Below are 16421 nucleotides of genomic sequence, written 5' to 3' on the forward strand. Positions count from 1 at the left end.
GGCCCGGTCGGCGGCCCGGTCGGCGGCCCGGTCGGCGGCCGGCGCGGTCGTCGGGGCGGGGGGCTGCGGGGCCCGCTCGACCAGCACGCCGACCGGCCGGACCCCGGACGGCTGGGCGAACCCCCAGTCCAGCAGGGCCGCGGCCTGGCGCCAGAGCGGCGCGGGCTGGTTCTCGCCGCGCATCACCGCCACCACCAGCCGCCTGCCGTCGCGCTGCGCGGCGCTGACGACGGTGTGCCGCGCGGCGTCGGTGAAGCCCGTCTTGCTGCCCAGCGAGCCCGGGTAACCGGTGAGCAGGCGGCTGGAGTTGAACAGCTCGAACGTCGGGTGCTCGGGGTCGTAGCCGGGGAAGGGCACCGAGCGCGTGGAGATCGTGCCGGCGAAGAGCGGGTCGCGCATCGCCAGCCGGTACAGCAGCGCCAGGTCGTACGCCGAGGACGACATGCCGGGGCCGTCCAGGCCGGACGGGGTCGCCGGGCGGGTGTCCAGCGCGCCGGACTCGCGGGCCACCTGCGTCATCCGGGCCAGCATGACCGCGTCGCCGCCGCGCGCCCTGGCCAGCGCCTGCGCGGTGTCGTTTCCGGAGTTGAGCAGCAGCCCCTGCAGCAGTTGGGTGACCGTGTAGCGGCCGCCGGGGCCGATGCCGGCCTTGCTGCCGACGACGCGCAGGTCCTCGGCGGTGCCCTCGACGAGCAGGTCGGGGTCGAGGTCGCGCAGCGCGACGAGCGCGGTGAGCACCTTCAGGGCCGATGCGGGGCGGTGGCGGGCGTGCGGGGCCCGGGTGGCCAGGATCTCGCCGGTGTCCAGGTCCGCCAGCACGTACGACGCGGCGCCCATCACGGGCAGCGGCGCGGTCGTCGCGGCGATCTCGCCGCAGCCCAGCATCGGCCCGCCGACCGGCTCCTCGGGGACCGGCAGCGGCGGTGGCGCGGGCACGGCCGACTCCTCGTCGGCCGGCGGGGGTGGCGGGACCACCTGATCGGGGCACGGGGTCGCCGGGGCGGTGCCGGCGGTGACGGCGGCGACGGCGGTCGGGACGACCCGGTCGACGGGGTGGGCGGCACCGGTCACCGCGCCCAGGGCCGCCACGATCGCCAGTACCGCGGCCCGTCGCACGCCGCGACTGTACGGCCGGGCCGGACCCGTCCGGCCGGGCGGTCCGGCGCCGATGACCACGGAACGTACCCGCCAGTGGTCGCGCAGCGCAGCGGAGTGGCGACCAGGCGTGACATCGCGGTCACTGACCGGAGCCGACGATTCGGTCACGCCGCCACGTCGTTCATGTGAACCGACCCGGACGTCGGTTAGGTTGCCCGTCGTCGTGCCGGTGGTCATCGGGGCCGGTCGGAACAGGAGCTTGTAATCCATGCGGATCAGACGAGGATTCGTGCTGGCGGCCGCCGTGCTGACCAGCGCGCTGGTGCTCGCGGGCTGCGCCCGTGACACCGGGACCACCGAGCCCGCCGGCGGGGGTGGCACCAGCGGCGAGCAGTGCGCGCGCAACCCCGCGCCCACCGGCGGTGCCGCCGCGGCCACCCCGGCCCCGGCGCAGCCCAACGCCGACGGCAGCGGCCTGAAGGTCGGGCTGGCCTACGACATCGGCGGGCGCGGCGACGGCTCGTTCAACGACGCCGCCGCGGCCGGCCTGGAGAAGGCGATCTCCGACCTGGGCGTGGCCCAGGGCAACGTCAAGGAGCTCGCGGCCGCGGCCAACGAGAGCGAGGACGCCGCCGCGACCCGGCTGCGCCAGCTGGTCTCCGAGGGCTACAACCCGATCATCGCGGTCGGCTTCAAGTACGCCACCGCGCTGGGCGTGGTGGCCGCCGAGGCCCCGCAGGTGCAGTTCGCGATCGTCGACGACAGCTCCGTCGAGCTGCCGAACGTGACGCCGCTGATCTTCGCCGAGGAGCAGGGCTCGTTCCTGGTCGGCGCGGCCGCCGCGCTCAAGACCACCACCTGCAAGATCGGCTTCGTGGGTGGCGTCGAGCAGCCGCTGATCCAGAAGTTCGAGGCCGGCTACGTGCAGGGCGCCAAGGCCGTCGCGCCGGACATCGAGGTCGACGTCAAGTACCTCAGCCCGGCCGGCGACTTCACCGGCTTCAACGACCCGGCCAAGGGCCAGGTCGTGGCCGGCGGTGAGCTCGACGGCGGCGCGGACGTCATCTACCACGCCGCGGGCGCGTCCGGGCAGGGCGTGTTCCAGGCCGTCAAGGCCGCGGACAAGCTGGCCATCGGGGTCGACTCCGACCAGTACAACGTGCCGGCCTACGCCGACACCAAGGACATCATCATGACCTCGATGCTCAAGCGCGTCGACGTCGCGGTGTTCGACTACATCAACGCGTTCGCGGCGGGCGACACGTCCACGCTGCCCGAGGTCTTCGACCTCAAGGTGGACGGCGTCGGCTACGCCACTTCCGGCGGCAAGGTCGACGACATCGCGGCCGACCTGGACGCCTACAAGGCGGCGATCATCTCCGGCAGCATCACGGTCGAGACGACTCCCTAGTCACGACCGAAGCAGCCCGTGATCGGGGGGGGGGGGGCCCCCCCCCCCCCGCCCCCCCGACCCGTATCCGTGTGAAAGGGTGGCTCGATGGCCGGAACCGACACCGGGACCGACGCCGAATACGCCGTGGAGCTCGCCGGGATCACCAAGCGGTTCCCCGGGGTGGTCGCCAACAGCGACATCCACCTGCGCGTGCGCCGCGGCGAGGTGCACGCCCTGTGCGGGGAGAACGGCGCCGGCAAGTCCACCCTGATGAAGATCCTCTACGGGATGCAGCACCCGGACGAGGGCACGATCACCGTCGGCGGCCGGGAAGTGCGCTTCCGCTCGCCGTCGGACGCGATCAAGGCCGGCATCGGCATGGTGCACCAGCACTTCATGCTGGCCGACAACCTCACCGTGCTGGAGAACGTGGTGCTGGGCGCGGAGGCCCTGCACGGGATCGGGGCGAAGGCCCGCAAGCGGGTCGCCGAGCTGTCGCGCACGGTCGGCCTCGACGTCGGCCACGACGTGCTCGTCGAGCGGCTCGGGGTCGCCGACCGGCAGCGCGTGGAGATCCTCAAGGTGCTCTACCGCGGCGCCCGCACCGTCATCCTCGACGAGCCGACGGCCGTCCTCGTGCCGCAGGAGGTCGAGGAGCTGTTCGAGACGGTGCGCAGCATGCGCGCGGAGGGCTTCACCTTCCTGTTCATCTCCCACAAGCTCGACGAGGTCCGGGCCATCGCCGACTCGATCACGGTGATCCGCCGCGGCACCTCGGTCGGCACCGCCGACCCGCACACCGTCACCACCCGCCAGCTGGCCGAGATGATGGTCGGCAGCGAGCTGCCGACCCCGCAGACCGGCGACTCCACCGTCACCGACCGGGAGGTGCTCGTCGTCTCCGGGCTGGAGCTGCCCGGCGAGGCCGGCGGGCGGCCGCTGCTGGCCGGCGTCGACCTCGTGGTGCGCGCCGGCGAGGTGCTCGGCATCGCCGGCGTCGAGGGCAACGGGCAGACCGAGCTGGTCGAGACGATCATGGGGATGCGCCGGGCGTCGGCCGGCACCATCTCGCTGGCCGGCCGGGACATCAGCCGGGCCAGCACGCTGGAGCGCCGCGAGGCCGGCATCGGCTACATCCCCGAGGACCGCACCCGGCACGGCCTGCTGGCCACCCAGCCGCTGTGGGCCAACCGGATGCTGGGCCACCAGAGCCGCCCGCCGGTGTCGCGCGGCGGCCCGCTGGGCCTGCTCGACCCGGCCGCCGCCCGCCGCGACACCGAGCGGATCGTCCGCGAGTTCGACGTGCGCACCCCCGGCGTCGACGTGCCGGCGGCCGCGCTGTCGGGCGGCAACCAGCAGAAGCTGGTGGTCGGCCGGGAGCTGTCCGGCGACCCGGTGCTGCTGATCGCCTCGCACCCGACCCGCGGCGTCGACGTCGGTGCCCAGGCCGGCATCTGGGCCGAGCTGCGCCGCGCGCGGGCCGCCGGCCTGGCCGTGCTGCTGATCAGCGCCGACCTCGACGAGCTGATCGGCCTGTCGGACACGATCAGGGTCATGCTGCGCGGGCGGCTGGTCGCCGACGCCGACCCGGCCACCGTCACCCCCGAGGAGCTGGGCTCGGCGATGACCGGCGCGACCGAGCACCCCGGCGCCGCGCCCGGACCGCCCCCGGATCCCGAGCCGGACCCCGAACCGGACGACGACGCGGGCGGCGGGCGCCACCGCGCCGCGGACGGCGGGAACGGCACGTCGGCCCCGACGGGAGGGAGCACGCCATGACGCGGGTCCGCACGGTGCTGCTGCCCCCGGCGCTGGCGATCGTGTTCGCCGCGCTGCTGTGCGCGGTCGCGCTGCTGATCAGCGGCGACTCGCCGCTCACCGCGCTGCGGGTGATGATCACCCAGGTCGGCGAGGGCACGACCGCGATCGACATCCTCAACAGCGGCGCCATCTACTACATCGCCGGGCTGGCCGTGGCGATCGGCTTCCAGATGAAGCTGTTCAACATCGGCATCGAGGGCCAGTACCGGCTGGCCGCGTGCGTCGCGGCCATCGTCGGCGGCGCGCTGGTGCTGCCGCCGGTGCTGCACACGATCGTCATCCTGCTGGTCGCGATGGTCGTCGGGGCGGCGTGGGCCGGCATCGCCGCGCTGCTCAAGGCCTTCCGCGGGGTCAGCGAGGTCATCTCGACGATCATGCTGAACTTCCTGGCCACCGGGCTGATCGCGTTCCTGATCCGGCCCGACTCGTTCGGCCTGCTGCGCGGCAACAACATCTCCACCGACCCGATCGAGCCCAGCGGCCAGTTCCCCGGCGTCTCCTTCGGGTCGAGCGGGACGCTGTTCGGGATGGTGGCCCTGGCCGCGCTGCTCGGCCTGGGCTACGCGTTCCTGCTCAACCGCACCCGCTTCGGCTTCGAGCTCAGGGCGTCCGGGGAGTCGGAGACGGCGGCCACCGCGGGCGGCGTGAACGCCCGCCGGATGACGATCATCGCGCTGCTGATGTCCGGGGCCGTCGCCGGCCTGGTCGGCCTGCCCGAGCTGCTCGGCCGCGACTTCGCCTACACGCTGACCTCCCCGCAGGGCTACGGCTTCACCGGCATCGCGGTGGCACTGCTGGGCCGCAACCACCCCTTCGGCATCGCGCTCGGCGCGCTGCTGTGGGCGTTCCTGGACAAGTCCGCGCTGGCCCTGGACAACGTCGGGGTGCCGAGGGAGATCGTGCTGATCATGCAGGGCTCGGTGGTGCTGTCCGTGGTGATCGCCTACGAGATCGTGCGCCGCTACGAGCTGGCCGCCGAGCAGCGCCGCGTCGCCGCGCAGCTGCGGGCCGCGTCCGCGACGCCCGCCGAGGAGGTTCGCGCATGAGCGCGTCAGCGTTCCCCGCAGGGGCCGCGCCGAAGGCGCCGGGAGGCACCGCATGACCGCCGTCGCCGACCGGCCAGCGACCACCACCCCGCCGTCGAAGGGCCGCCGCCGCGTCCCGGCCTGGCTGCGCGCCGTCATCGTCGTCGCGATCGGGGTCGGCCTGCTGTCGCTGACCGCCACCCTGACCGGTCAGATCCAGCTCACCTCCCGCGGCACCACGCAGGCCGCGGTGCTGCTGCTCCTGCCCATCCTGTTCGCCGGCCTCGGCGGGCTCTGGGCCGAGCGCGCCGGCGTCATCAACATCGGGCTCGAGGGCATGATGATCCTCGGGACCTGGGGCGCGGCCTGGGCCGGCTACCAGTGGGGCCCGTGGGCGGCCGTCGTCGGCGGGCTCGTGTTCGGGGCGCTGGGCGGCGCCCTGCACGCCGTCGCGACGGTCACCTTCAACGTCAACCACATCGTCTCCGGCGTCGCGATCACCCTGCTCGGCATGGGCGTCACCAAGTACCTGTCGACGCTGCTGTTCCTGCCGGTGTCGCAGAACCCGCGCCAGTCGCCGCGGGTCGAGGGCTTCGAGACGTTCTCGGTGCAGCCCGTCGCCGACGGCCTGCTCGCGGTCGAGCGGGAGCAGCGGGTGCTGCTCTCCGACGTCGCCGGCCTGCTGGGCGGGCTCATCAGCGGGTTGACCCCGCTCATCGTGATCGGCTTCGCGCTCGTGCCGATCAGCTACCTGGTGCTCTGGCGCACCCGGTTCGGGCTGCGGCTGCGCTCCTGCGGGGAGAACCCGGTGGCCGCCGAGTCCCTCGGGGTGAACGTCTACCTGCACAAGTACGTCGCGGTCATCGCCTCCGGGGCGCTGGCCGGGCTGGGCGGGGCCGCGCTCACCCTCAACCCGGGCCAGCTGGGCTACCTGGAGGGCCAGACCGGCGGCCGCGGCTACATCGGCCTGGCCGCGATGATCTTCGGCAACTGGCGGCCCGGCGGACTGCTGGCCGGCTCGGCGCTGTTCGGCTACGTCGACGGCGTCCAGCTGCGGGCCGGCGGCGAGGCCGTGCACGCGCTGCTCTACGGCGGCACGGTGCTGGCCGTCGGGATCGCCCTGTGGTGGGCGGCCCGGCGCAACTGGCGCGGCGCCGCCTTCGCCGCGCTGGCCGGCGCGGTCGTCTACGCGGTGTACATGGCGATCGACACCGTCCCGCGCGAGTTCGCGGCCTACGCCCCGCAGCTGGTCACGCTCCTGGTGCTGGCGGTCGCCTCGCAGCGGCTGCGCCCACCGGCCGCCGACGGCGTCGAGTACCGGAGGGGCGAAGGTGACTAGCGCGGACACCGACTGGGACGCCCTCCGCGCGCGGGCCGTCGAGGCGGCGGGGTCGGCGTACGCGCCGTACTCGCACCTGCACGTCGGGGCCGCGGCGCTCTGCGACGACGGCCGGGTGGTCGTCGGCTGCAACGTCGAGAACGCCAGCTACGGGCTGGGGTTGTGCGCGGAGTGCACGATGGCCGGGCAGCTGCGGCTCACCGGCGGCGGCCGGTTCGTCGCCGTGGCGTGCCGGTCGGGCTCCGGCGAGCTGCTGATGCCGTGCGGGCGCTGCCGCCAGGTCCTCTACGAGCTCGGCGGCCCCGACTGCCTCATCGACACCCCCCGCGGTGTGCTGCCCATGAGCGAGGTCCTCCCCGACGCCTTCGGCCCCGACCAGTTGCCCTGACCCGCCCGTCGAAAACGAAGTTACCGTGATCAACAGACCCTGTTGATCACGACAACTTCGTTCTCGACGGGACCGGTCGGAACGCGCGTCGGCTCGCCCCGGGCCCGCTCGGGCTGGAAGGGTGACCCGGTGGCCGAGCACAGTGCTGTCGAGATCATCATCGCCAAGCGGGACGGCTCCCGGCTGACCGACGCCCAGATCGACTGGGTCGTCGACGCCTACACCCGCGGCGGCGTCGCCGACGAGCAGATGGCCGCGCTGGCCATGGCGATCCTGCTCAACGGCATGGAACCGGACGAGATCAGCCGGTGGACCGCGGCGATGATCGCCTCCGGCGAGGTGCTGTCGCTGCCCGACGTCGGGCGTCCCCTGGTCGACAAGCACTCCACCGGCGGGGTCGGTGACAAGATCACCCTGCCGCTGGCCCCGCTGGTCGCGGCCTGCGGGGCCGCCGTGCCGCAGCTGTCCGGGCGCGGGCTCGGGCACACCGGCGGCACGCTGGACAAGCTGGAGTCGATCCCGGGCTGGCGGGCGTCGCTGTCGCTGGAGGAGATCAGCGCCCAGCTCGCCGACGTCGGCGCGGTCATCTGCGCGACCACCCCCACCCTGGCCCCGGCCGACCGCAAGCTCTACGCGCTGCGCGACGTCACCGGCACCGTCGAGTCGATCCCGCTGATCGCCAGCTCGATCATGAGCAAGAAGATCGCCGAGGCGACCGGTGGCCTGGTGCTGGACGTCAAGGTCGGCTCCGGGGCGTTCATGAAGACCCTGGAGCTGGCCGGCGAGCTGGCCGAGACGATGGTGCGCATCGGCGGCGACCACGGGCTGCCCACCGTCGCCCTGCTGACCGACATGTCGGTGCCGCTCGGGCGGGCCGCGGGCAACGCCCTGGAGGTCGCCGAGGCCGTCGAGGTGCTGCGCGGCGGCGGCCCGGCCGATGTCGTCGAGCTGACGGTCGCGCTGGCCCGCGAGATGCTGGCGCTGGCCGGCCTGACCGACGTCGACCCGGCCGCGGTGCTGGCCTCCGGCGAGGCCTACCCGGTGTGGGAGCGGATGATCGCGGCCCAGGGCGGCGACCCGGCGGCGCCGCTGCCCAGGGCCGGGCACGTGGAGACGCTGACGGCCGACCGCGACGGCGTGTTCGCCTGCGACGCGCTCGCCGTCGGCACGGCCGCGTGGCGGCTGGGCGCCGGCCGGGCCCGCAAGGAGGACCCGGTGCAGGCGGCGGCCGGGGTCCTGCTGCTGGCCGACCCGGGCGAGCGGGTCGAGGCCGGCCGGCCGCTGCTGGAGCTGCACACCGACACGCCCGACGCGGTGGGCTGGGCCCGCGCGGCCCTCGCCGGTGGCGTCGCCGTCGTCGACGAGCCGCCGGCCCGGGCCGATCTGGTCCTGGCCACCATCCGCTGAGGAAATTCTTCGTACGCCGTACCCAGTCTCGCGTACGCTGTACCCAGTTCAGTCGACGGACGGGGGAGACGGCCATGACCATCCTGGTGACGGGAGCGACGGGCAACATCGGGCGCATGGTGGTCGACCACCTGCTCGACGCGGGGGCGCCTGTGCGCGCGCTGACGGTCGACCCCGCGCGGGCAGCGCTACCGGACGGCGTCGAGGTCGCCCGCGGAAACCTGCGGCGCCCCGAGACGCTGCCGGCGGCACTGGCCGGCGTCGAGCGCCTCTACCTCGCACCGACGCCAGACACGGTCGTCGACGTGCTCACGCTCGCCCGCGAGGCCGGCGTCTCCTACGTCGTCGACCTGTCCGGCGAGCCGGAGAGCTGGTGGGGGAGCGTCACCACCGCCGTCGAGGACAGCGGGATCGCGTGGACGCACCTGTGGCCGGGCGACTTCATGGAGAACTCGCTGTCCTGGGCGCCCGGGATCGCCGCTGCCCGGACCGTGCGCGAGCCCTACCCGGAGGGTCGCAGCGCACCCACCGCCATGGACGACATCGCCCGGGTCGCCGCGGCGTGCCTGCTCACCGACGCCCACGTCGGACGGGCCCTGTCGATCACCGGTCCGGAGGTGCTCACCCGGGTCGAGCTGGCCGAGCGGATCGGGGAGGCGCTCGGCGAGCCGGTCGTGTTCGAGACGGTGACCCGCGACGTGGCCGTGGCCGAGATGACCGAGGTCATGGGGCCTGAGGCCGAGTGGTACGTCGACACGATCCTGGCCGGCGCGGTCGACAACCCCGTGCAGGTCAGCACCGCGATCGAGGACGTCACCGGGAAGCCGGCCACCACGTTCGCGCAGTGGGCGCGGGACAACGCCGCCGTGTTCCGCGGCTGACGCCGTCGGTCCGCGCGCCCCGACCGGACCGGCCGGGGCGCGCGGAGCGGCTCAGCGGTCGTCGTCGTCCGGGTCGTCGGTCACCGTGTCGGCGGCGGAGTGGCCGTTCGCGGACTTCACCGCGATGGCCTTGCGCCCGCGACGGGCCGCCGGCCGCGGCGGGGGCGGCGGGGCCTGCGCCGTCGCCGAGCGCCCGAGGATGAGCTCCGCGAAGGTGGCCATGGCCTCGTCGAGCTGCCCGGCGTTGCGCCGCTCGGACTGCTCGTTGGCCCGCTCCACCAGCGACCGCAGCGAGGTGGCGTCGGGGCGGTCGTTCAGCACGCCCTCCAGCTTGCCGATGCGCTCCTCCAGCGAACCGCCCAGCATGCCCAGCCGGCCGCCGAAGCCCTCCTCCAGCAGGTCGAGGCGGGCGCCGAGGTCGTCCAGCTTGGCGGTCAGCGCCTCCAGCCTGCTGGCCAGGCCGTCCAGCGGCTCGGTCGGGTCGACCGCCGGGCGGGCGGCCAGCTCCTCCAGCCTGCGGTGCAGGCCGATGCTGGTGTCGCCGAGCAGGTTGCGCAGGCCCTCGCCGGTCTCCTCGAAGCCGCGGGTGGCGCCGTCGAGCTGCTCGCGCAGGCTGCGGTCGATCCCCTCGACCCGCTCCTTGATCGGGTTGCCGACCGAGGCGGGCATGGCGTCCAGGCGCATCTCCTGGCGGTCCATCCGGGTGCCGACCTCGTCGAAGCGCTTGTGCAGGCCGCCGAGGCGGTCGTCCAGGCCGTCCATCCGGCCGGAGACGCCTTCGAGGCGCCCGGCCATGCCGTCGAGCCGCCCGTCGAGCTGGGCGAACTGCTTGGCGAGCCGATCGGGCAGCGCCTCGACCGCGCGCATCACCGAGGAGAGGGTGGCGTCCTGCGAGTCGAGCTTGGCGACGGTCTCGTCCAGCCGCTCGGCCAGCACGCTGACCTCGGTGCGGTCGGGCAGCTCGGTGAGGCGCTTGCGGACGGTGCCGATGGCGTCCAGCGCGGCGAGGCGGGCGTGGATCTCGTCGAGTGAATCGAAGATCTGCTGCTGCTCGCTGTCGCGGATCTCGGCGGCGCGCACCAGCATCCCGCGCATGCGGTCGAAGGACATGTTCGAGTCATTGCTCATGGCGGCGGGGAGCTCCCTCTGAGCTGTGGATGGACCGGGCCGGGGTGGGATCTGGGCCGAGGCCAGGGGGTGGGGCGACGGAAGCGTAGCGAGGGGTGTCACCGCCCTTTCGGCGGCACCCCATTCGGCGGCTGAATACCCCGTTCAGACCAACGCGTGCGGGGGTCGCGGGTACGGCCCGTGGGTGCTCTAGCGTGATCCGGGTGGCTGTACCGCTGAACGCCGATACCGTCCGCGACGCGCCGAAGGTCCTGCTGCACGACCACCTCGACGGCGGACTGCGCCCGGCCACGGTGCTCGAACTGGCCGACGCCGTCGGCTACGACGCGCTGCCCAGCTCCGACGCCGGCGAGCTCGGCGCGTGGTTCCTGGCGGCCTCGCACTCCGGCTCGCTCGTGCGCTACCTGGAGGGCTTCGGCCACACGGTGGCGGTGATGCAGACACCGGACGCGCTGGTCAGGGTGGCCGCGGAGTGCGCGGAGGACCTGGCCGCCGACGGCGTCGTCTACGCCGAGGTGCGCTTCGCGCCCGAACTGCACGTCGCGGGCGGCCTGGAGCTGCACGCCGTGGTCGAGGCGGTCCTGGAGGGCTTCCGGGTCGGTTCCGCGCGGGCGGCCGAGCGCGGGCGCCGCATCCGGGTGGGCTGCCTGCTCACGGCCATGCGGCACGCCGCGCGGTCGCGGGAGATCGCCGAGCTCTCCATCCGCTACCGCCACACCGGCGTGGTCGGCTTCGACATCGCCGGTGCCGAGGCGGGCTTCCCGCCCACCCGCCACCTCGACGCCTTCGAGTACCTGCGCCAGCAGAACTCGCACTTCACCATCCACGCCGGCGAGGCGTTCGGGCTCCCGTCGATCTGGGAGGCGCTGCAGTGGTGCGGCGCCGACCGCCTCGGCCACGGCGTCCGCATCGTCGACGACATCACCGTCGCCGAGGACGGCACCGCCACCCTCGGCCCCCTCGCCGCCTACGTCCGCGACAAGCGCATCCCGCTGGAGATGTGCCCGACGTCGAACGTCCACACCGGCGCGACCAAGTCCCTCGCCGATCACCCGATCGGCCTACTCACCGATCTGCGCTTTCGGGTGACCGTGAACACGGACAACCGATTGATGTCGGACGTTTCGGTGACGGGTGAGCTGACCGCCCTCGCGCAAACGTTCGGTTACGACTGGGACCGGCTGCAGTGGTTCACGGTGAACGCGATGAAGTCGGCGTTCATCGGTTTCGACGAGCGCCTGGCTTTGATCAACGACGTGATCAAGCCCGGTTACGCGGCCCTGACGGCCTGAACATCCGTCTTCGCAGGCCGGGGTGAGGTTGGGGGTCTTCGCAGGGGCGGTGTGGTCTTCGCAGGTGCCGTAGACCCTGCGAAGACCGTGGGAACTCTGCGAAGACGCCCGGCAGGTGTGCCGGCTCAGTGCTGCTGCAACCGCTCCAGCAGGTGGTCGATCAGCTCGTGGAAGCGGGCGGCCTCGGCGTTGAAGGGCGGGCTGGGGGCCAGCCGGGTGGGGTCGGGGCGGACCACGAACGACACCAGCCAGCCCAGCGGCTGCGACTCGGCCAGCGCCTCGCGGGGCTCCTCGTCGTCGGCCCAGTCGCCGACGTCGAGGAGCAGCTCGGTGGCCTGCTCCAGCTGGGTGGGGTCGATGGTCAGGGTGCCCTCGGCGATGTCGTCCTCGAGCCCGGTGAGGTCGTAGACGTTGAGCTCGTCGACGACCACCTCCAGCTCGCCGACCGTCGCCTTGTCGACGATCTCCGGCCAGGTGGAGGCCTCGACGAGGTCGTGCCCTTCGGCGCCGTCCTCGGCCAGCCAGCGGGTCAGGGCGCGCTCGCCGCGGAAGACGTCGATCCGGCCGTCGGTGCCCAGGAAGACGGGGGCGTCGTTGAGGTAGCAGCGCAGGGTGAGGACCTCGCCGTCGCGGCTGATGATCCGGACGGGGTCGATGCCGACCTCCTCCCAGAACGTCCGCGGCCGCTCGTCGGCGGGCTCGTCGTCGGCGTCGACGTCCTCGCCCGCGTCGACGTCGGTCTCGTCCTCGGTCTCGGCGTCGACGTCCTCGGCGACCTCGACCTCCTTCTCGGCCGCGGCCAGGGCCGCCGCGTCGACCTCGGGCGCCTCCACGAGCTCGTCGAGGGAGTCGACGACCTCGTCCCAGCGCTCGGCGATCGTGTCCATGAGCTGCGACCACAGGCGCTTGCCCTCGCGCCCGACGAACGGCAGCGTGCCCTGCGAGAGCAGGCCGAAGGCGGGGGCGGCGTCGAGCACCGCGGTGACCCGGTCGAGCTCGCAGACCTCGGCGATGGACCGGATCATGTCGGTGATCTCGGCCAGCTCGCCGATGGTCCACGTGTCGGGGTCGCTGGCGACCAGTTCGGGCACGCCGACGACGTCGTAGCGCTGGGTGTCGTCGGGGGTCAGCTCGGCGACGGTCAGGTCGGGCACGACGGACCAGGCCGGGTGGTCGATCAGGTCGTGCTCGGTCGCCGTGCGCACGAACGCCGCCAGCCGCGGGACGGACGGGAACGCGAAGAGGGCGTCCTCGTCGCCGAGGAAGGCCTCCCATTCCTCGCCGTCCTCGCGCCACCGGGGCGCCCAGAGCGTGACGAGATCGCCCTCGGTGAGCGAGAGCTGGATCGGGACGATGTCGCTGGCCACGGCCGCAGCCTAGGGCGCGGCCGATCCGGGCTCGGACGGGGTGGCGCCGAGCGGCCCTTTGGGCGCCGCGCACATTGACGCACCCCACCAGAAAGATGCACCGTCAGTGCATCTTCAGCACCCCCACTGAAGGTGACAACCGAACGGAGTCACGATGACGACGTCGTCATTACGCCCCTCCCGTCGCCGGCTCGTCCGCGCGGTGGCCCTCGCCGCGCTCACCGCGGCGGCCATGGCGGTGGTCCCCGGCACCGCCTCCGCGCAGGCCAACCCCTTCCAGCGCGGCCCGAACCCGACCGAGGCCGGCATCGAGGCCGCCCGCGGGCCCTACGCGGTCGCGACCGATTCGGTCTCCGGCCTGGCGACGCCCGGCTTCGGGTCGGCCGAGATCACCTACCCGACCTCGACCGCCGACGGCACCTTCGGCGTCGTGGCGATCTCGCCCGGCTACACGGCCAGCGAGTCGACCATCGCCTGGCTGCGCCCGCGGATCGCGTCGCAGGGCTTCGTGGTGATCAGCTTCAACACCCAGACGACCGTCGACCAGCCGGGGCAGCGCGGCGACCAGCTGCTGGCCGCGCTCGACTTCGCCATCCAGCGGTCCTCGGTGCGGGCCCGGATCGACCCGAACCGGCAGGCCGTCGTCGGGCACTCCATGGGCGGCGGCGGGACCCTGGAGGCGGCGGCCGACCGCCGCTCCATCGAGGCCGTCGTCGGGCTCACCCCCTGGAACCTCGACAAGTCGTGGTCCGAGGTGGACGCCGCGGCCCTGATGATCGGGGCCCAGCGCGACACGATCGCACCGCCCTCGCAGCACGCGATCCCCTTCCACAACAGCCTCACCGGTGCCGAGGAGCGCGCCTACCTGGAACTGGACGGGGCGAGCCACTTCGCGCCGAACACGTCCAACACCGAGATCGCCAAGTACACGATCTCCTGGCTGAAGCGGTTCGTCGACGACGACACCCGCTACACGCAGTTCCTCTGCCCCGCGCCGAGCACCGGGCTGGGCAGCGACCTGTCCGACGCGCGGGTCAGCTGCCCCCTCGGCTGACCGGCACCCACCGGGCCGCCCGCGTCCCCCGGTCCGGGGTGGCCCGTCGGATGGCGGCGGACGGACCGCACGAGGGGTCCGTCCGCCGTCGTTCGCGTACGGGCGGAGGCCGGGACAATGGATGGTGTGACGACTCTGGAGCCGCCGAACCCCCCGGCCGTGGACGGGCGCAGAGCACGCGGGGAACGGACCCGCGCCGCGATCATCAGCGCCTTCATCCAGCTGCTGGAGGGCGGCGAGCTCAAGCCGACCGGCGCCCAGATCGCCGCCAGGGCCGGCATCTCGATCAGGGCGCTGTGGGCGAACTTCTCCGACCTGGAGACGCTGTACGACCAGACCGGCCGCGCGCTGCTGGCCCGCGCCGACCAGTACGCCGTCGTCATCCCGGTGGACCTCCCGCTCGCCGAGCGCATCGAGCGCTTCTGCGCCGTGCGGGCCGTCGCGTGCGAGCGGGTCGCGCCCTTCGCCAAGGCGACCCGCCTGCGCGAGCCCTACTCCGCGGCCCTGCGCACCAACCGCCGCCGCACCCTCGACCGGCTCGTCACGATGATCGAGCAGACCTTCGCGCCGGAGCTGGCGGCGGCCGGGGAGCGGCGCGCCGACCTGCTGCTCTCGCTCACCGCGTCCACGAGCTGGTCGTGGTGGTCGGTGCTGCGCGACGACCACGGCCTTGACGTGCCGGCGTGCACCGCGGTGCTGCGGGAGACGGTGACGCGGCTGCTGCGCGGCGGCGCCTGACGGCCGGGGTCAGGCCGGCAGGTCGAGCCGGGCCAGCTGGGCGCGCGTGCTCACCCCGAGCTTCGGGAACGCCTTGTGCAGGTGGTAGGCCACCGTGCGGGGGCTCAGGAACAGCTGCGCCCCGACCTCCCGGTTGCTCAGCCCCTCCGCCGCCAGCCGCACGACCTGCAGCTCCTGCGGCGTGAGCGCGCCGAGGCCGTCCGGTGGCGGCTCGGCGCGGCTCTCCCCGGTCGCGCGCAGCTCGGCGCGGGCCCTGGCGGCCCACGGGGTGGCGCCCAGGTCGTCGAAGGTCTCGCAGGCCGCGCGCAGCGGAGCGCGGGCGGCGGCGCGCCTGCGGGCGCGGCGCAGCCACTCGCCCTGGAGCAGCTCGGTGCGGGCCCTCTCGAAGGGGCGCGAGGCGGAACCGCGGTGCACGGCGACCGCTTCGGCGAACAGCCGGCCGGCTTCCGGGCCGTCGGCGACCAGCGCCCGGCAGCGCAGGTCCACGGCGCGGGTCCACGGCAGGTCCAGGCAGCCGGCCCAGCGGGAGAAGCGCTCGGCAGCGGCGCGGGCCCGGTCGAGGTCGCCGACCCGGGCGGCCGCTTCCACCAGGTCGGGCAACCAGGCCCGGGCCTCGGGGCCGCACGTGGCGGCGACGTCGGCGAGGCGGTCGGCGGCCGGGCCGAACCGGCCGGCGCCCACGTCGAGCAGGCTGCGGGTGGCCGCGATCACCACCGGGGCCACGGCGACGGGGCGGTGGGCCGCGACGTCGGCCAGCGCCGCCTCGCAGCCCACCTCGTCGCCGGCGACGGCGGAGAGCCGGGCGAGGACCTCGGAGAGCGCGCCGACGGCCTTGGGCCGGCCGATCTCGCGAGCGATCGACAGTCCTTCGGTGGCGACGGCGACGGCGTCGCGGGCCAGCCCGAGGTGCCAGCGGGTGGTGGCCAGGACGGCGAGGGCGTCGGGCAGCACCCCCAGCCGGCCGCGCGTGCGGGCGTCGTGTGCGGCCGCGGTCGCCAGTTCGTGCGCCCGGTGGTCGTCGCCCAGCACGAGGCTCCAGCGGGCCGTCTCGGCCAGCGCGTGGGGCGGGGCGGGGACGCGGCACACCCGCGACGGACGCCGCCGGTCCGGCGGTCCCGCGGGCAGGTGGGCCTCGTCGAGCTGCCCGACGACGACGTCGGCCAGTGCCAGGACGCGCCCGGCTGAGGCCAGCCGCCGCTCCCGCACGGCGTGCACGACCCGCCGCACGGCCGCGGCGTCGCGGGTGGTCCAGGCGGCCTCCACGATCCGCGCCAGCATCTCGCCGGCCAGCCCGGGATCGGTGTCGGCGACGGCGAGCGCCGGTTCGTACAGCAGTGCGACCGCCTGGTCGGCCCGGTTGTCGGCGTCGGCGACGGCCGCGTCGATCAGCGCGAGCCGGGCCCGCGACACCGGGTCGTGCAGGTGCTCGGCGGCCCGCCGGGTGAGGTCGGCCGCCCACTCGAACCGCCCGGCGTCGGCGGCCGCGTCGG

General features: G+C 74.1%; 14 protein-coding genes. 10 read left to right on the top strand and 4 right to left on the bottom strand.

Annotated elements, in window-relative coordinates:
* The coding region (locus tag KIK08_RS30515) for a D-alanyl-D-alanine carboxypeptidase family protein (protein ID WP_308257995.1) at positions 1 to 1116 on the bottom strand (1116 nt) is incomplete at its 3' end.
* Positions 1117 to 1366: 250 nt separating this feature from the next.
* On the opposite strand from KIK08_RS30515, the gene KIK08_RS30520 reads away from it, so the two are divergent.
* From KIK08_RS30520 to KIK08_RS30550, 7 genes are all read left to right on the top strand, one after another.
* The gene (locus KIK08_RS30520) at positions 1367 to 2509 is read left to right on the top strand and encodes a BMP family lipoprotein (RefSeq protein WP_214406767.1); all 1143 of its coding nucleotides are present in this window, start codon (positions 1367 to 1369) and stop codon (positions 2507 to 2509) included.
* 87 nt (positions 2510 to 2596) lie between these two features.
* Positions 2597 to 4270, top strand: coding sequence for an ABC transporter ATP-binding protein (locus KIK08_RS30525; protein WP_214406768.1), 1674 nt, complete (start codon positions 2597 to 2599; stop codon positions 4268 to 4270).
* A complete protein-coding gene (locus KIK08_RS30530; protein ID WP_214406769.1) occupies positions 4267 to 5358 on the top strand; it encodes an ABC transporter permease in 1092 nt (363 codons plus the stop codon). Before KIK08_RS30525 ends, KIK08_RS30530 begins: the two co-directional genes overlap by 4 nt.
* A 52-nt stretch (positions 5359 to 5410) precedes the next feature.
* A complete protein-coding gene (locus tag KIK08_RS30535; RefSeq protein ID WP_214406770.1) occupies positions 5411 to 6676 on the top strand; it encodes an ABC transporter permease in 1266 nt (421 codons plus the stop codon).
* A complete protein-coding gene (locus KIK08_RS30540) occupies positions 6669 to 7064 on the top strand; it encodes a cytidine deaminase (protein ID WP_214406771.1) in 396 nt (131 codons plus the stop codon). Before KIK08_RS30535 ends, KIK08_RS30540 begins: the two co-directional genes overlap by 8 nt.
* A 129-nt stretch (positions 7065 to 7193) precedes the next feature.
* Positions 7194 to 8471 carry a thymidine phosphorylase gene (locus KIK08_RS30545; RefSeq protein WP_214406772.1) on the top strand — a complete coding sequence of 426 codons (1278 nt, stop codon included), beginning with the start codon at positions 7194 to 7196 and terminating at the stop codon, positions 8469 to 8471.
* Between the two features lie 74 nt (positions 8472 to 8545).
* On the top strand, positions 8546 to 9352 hold the full coding sequence (locus tag KIK08_RS30550; protein ID WP_214406773.1) for an NmrA family NAD(P)-binding protein: 807 nt from the start codon (positions 8546 to 8548) through the stop codon (positions 9350 to 9352).
* Between the two features lie 51 nt (positions 9353 to 9403).
* On the opposite strand, the gene KIK08_RS30555 is transcribed toward KIK08_RS30550, so the two are convergent.
* Positions 9404 to 10480: a PA containing protein gene (locus KIK08_RS30555; RefSeq protein WP_214406774.1), complete on the bottom strand. Its 1077-nt coding sequence runs from the start codon at positions 10478 to 10480 to the stop codon at positions 9404 to 9406.
* 203 nt (positions 10481 to 10683) lie between these two features.
* Here KIK08_RS30555 and KIK08_RS30560 point away from each other — a divergent pair, with 203 nt between their 5' ends.
* Positions 10684 to 11772 (top strand): adenosine deaminase, encoded by a 1089-nt coding sequence (locus tag KIK08_RS30560; protein WP_214406775.1) that lies wholly within the window; start codon positions 10684 to 10686, stop codon positions 11770 to 11772.
* A gap of 125 nt (positions 11773 to 11897) precedes the next feature.
* Here KIK08_RS30560 and KIK08_RS30565 read toward each other — a convergent pair whose 3' ends face one another.
* On the bottom strand, positions 11898 to 13139 hold the full coding sequence (locus tag KIK08_RS30565; protein ID WP_214406776.1) for a SatS C-terminal domain-containing protein: 1242 nt from the start codon (positions 13137 to 13139) through the stop codon (positions 11898 to 11900).
* A 154-nt stretch (positions 13140 to 13293) separates the two neighbouring features.
* Here KIK08_RS30565 and KIK08_RS30570 point away from each other — a divergent pair, with 154 nt between their 5' ends.
* Positions 13294 to 14193 (top strand): alpha/beta hydrolase family protein, encoded by a 900-nt coding sequence (locus tag KIK08_RS30570; protein ID WP_408004760.1) that lies wholly within the window; start codon positions 13294 to 13296, stop codon positions 14191 to 14193.
* Between the two features lie 126 nt (positions 14194 to 14319).
* Entirely contained in the window at positions 14320 to 14931 is a 612-nt protein-coding gene (locus KIK08_RS30575) for a TetR/AcrR family transcriptional regulator (protein ID WP_214406777.1), read from the top strand.
* Between the two features lie 9 nt (positions 14932 to 14940).
* Here KIK08_RS30575 and KIK08_RS30580 read toward each other — a convergent pair.
* On the bottom strand, positions 14941 to 16421 hold a 1481-nt coding region (locus KIK08_RS30580), incomplete at its 5' end, for a helix-turn-helix transcriptional regulator (protein ID WP_214406778.1).

Origin of the sequence: Pseudonocardia lacus (assembly GCF_018531445.1) — a bacterium.
In the GTDB taxonomy this organism is placed as follows: Bacteria; Actinomycetota; Actinomycetes; order Mycobacteriales; family Pseudonocardiaceae; genus Pseudonocardia; species Pseudonocardia lacus.

Excerpts from the sequence above, each read along its gene's own strand:
- KIK08_RS30525 (WP_214406768.1), top strand. The coding sequence starts at position 2,597 with ATGGCCGGAACCGACACCGGGACCGACGCCGAATACGCCGTGGAGCTC.
- KIK08_RS30530 (WP_214406769.1), top strand. The coding sequence starts at position 4,267 with ATGACGCGGGTCCGCACGGTGCTGCTGCCCCCGGCGCTGGCGATCGTG.
- KIK08_RS30555 (WP_214406774.1), bottom strand. The coding sequence starts at position 10,480 with ATGAGCAATGACTCGAACATGTCCTTCGACCGCATGCGCGGGATGCTG.
- KIK08_RS30520 (WP_214406767.1), top strand. The coding sequence starts at position 1,367 with ATGCGGATCAGACGAGGATTCGTGCTGGCGGCCGCCGTGCTGACCAGC.
- KIK08_RS30550 (WP_214406773.1), top strand. The coding sequence starts at position 8,546 with ATGACCATCCTGGTGACGGGAGCGACGGGCAACATCGGGCGCATGGTG.
- KIK08_RS30535 (WP_214406770.1), top strand. The coding sequence starts at position 5,411 with ATGACCGCCGTCGCCGACCGGCCAGCGACCACCACCCCGCCGTCGAAG.
- KIK08_RS30570 (WP_408004760.1), top strand. The coding sequence starts at position 13,294 with ATGACGACGTCGTCATTACGCCCCTCCCGTCGCCGGCTCGTCCGCGCG.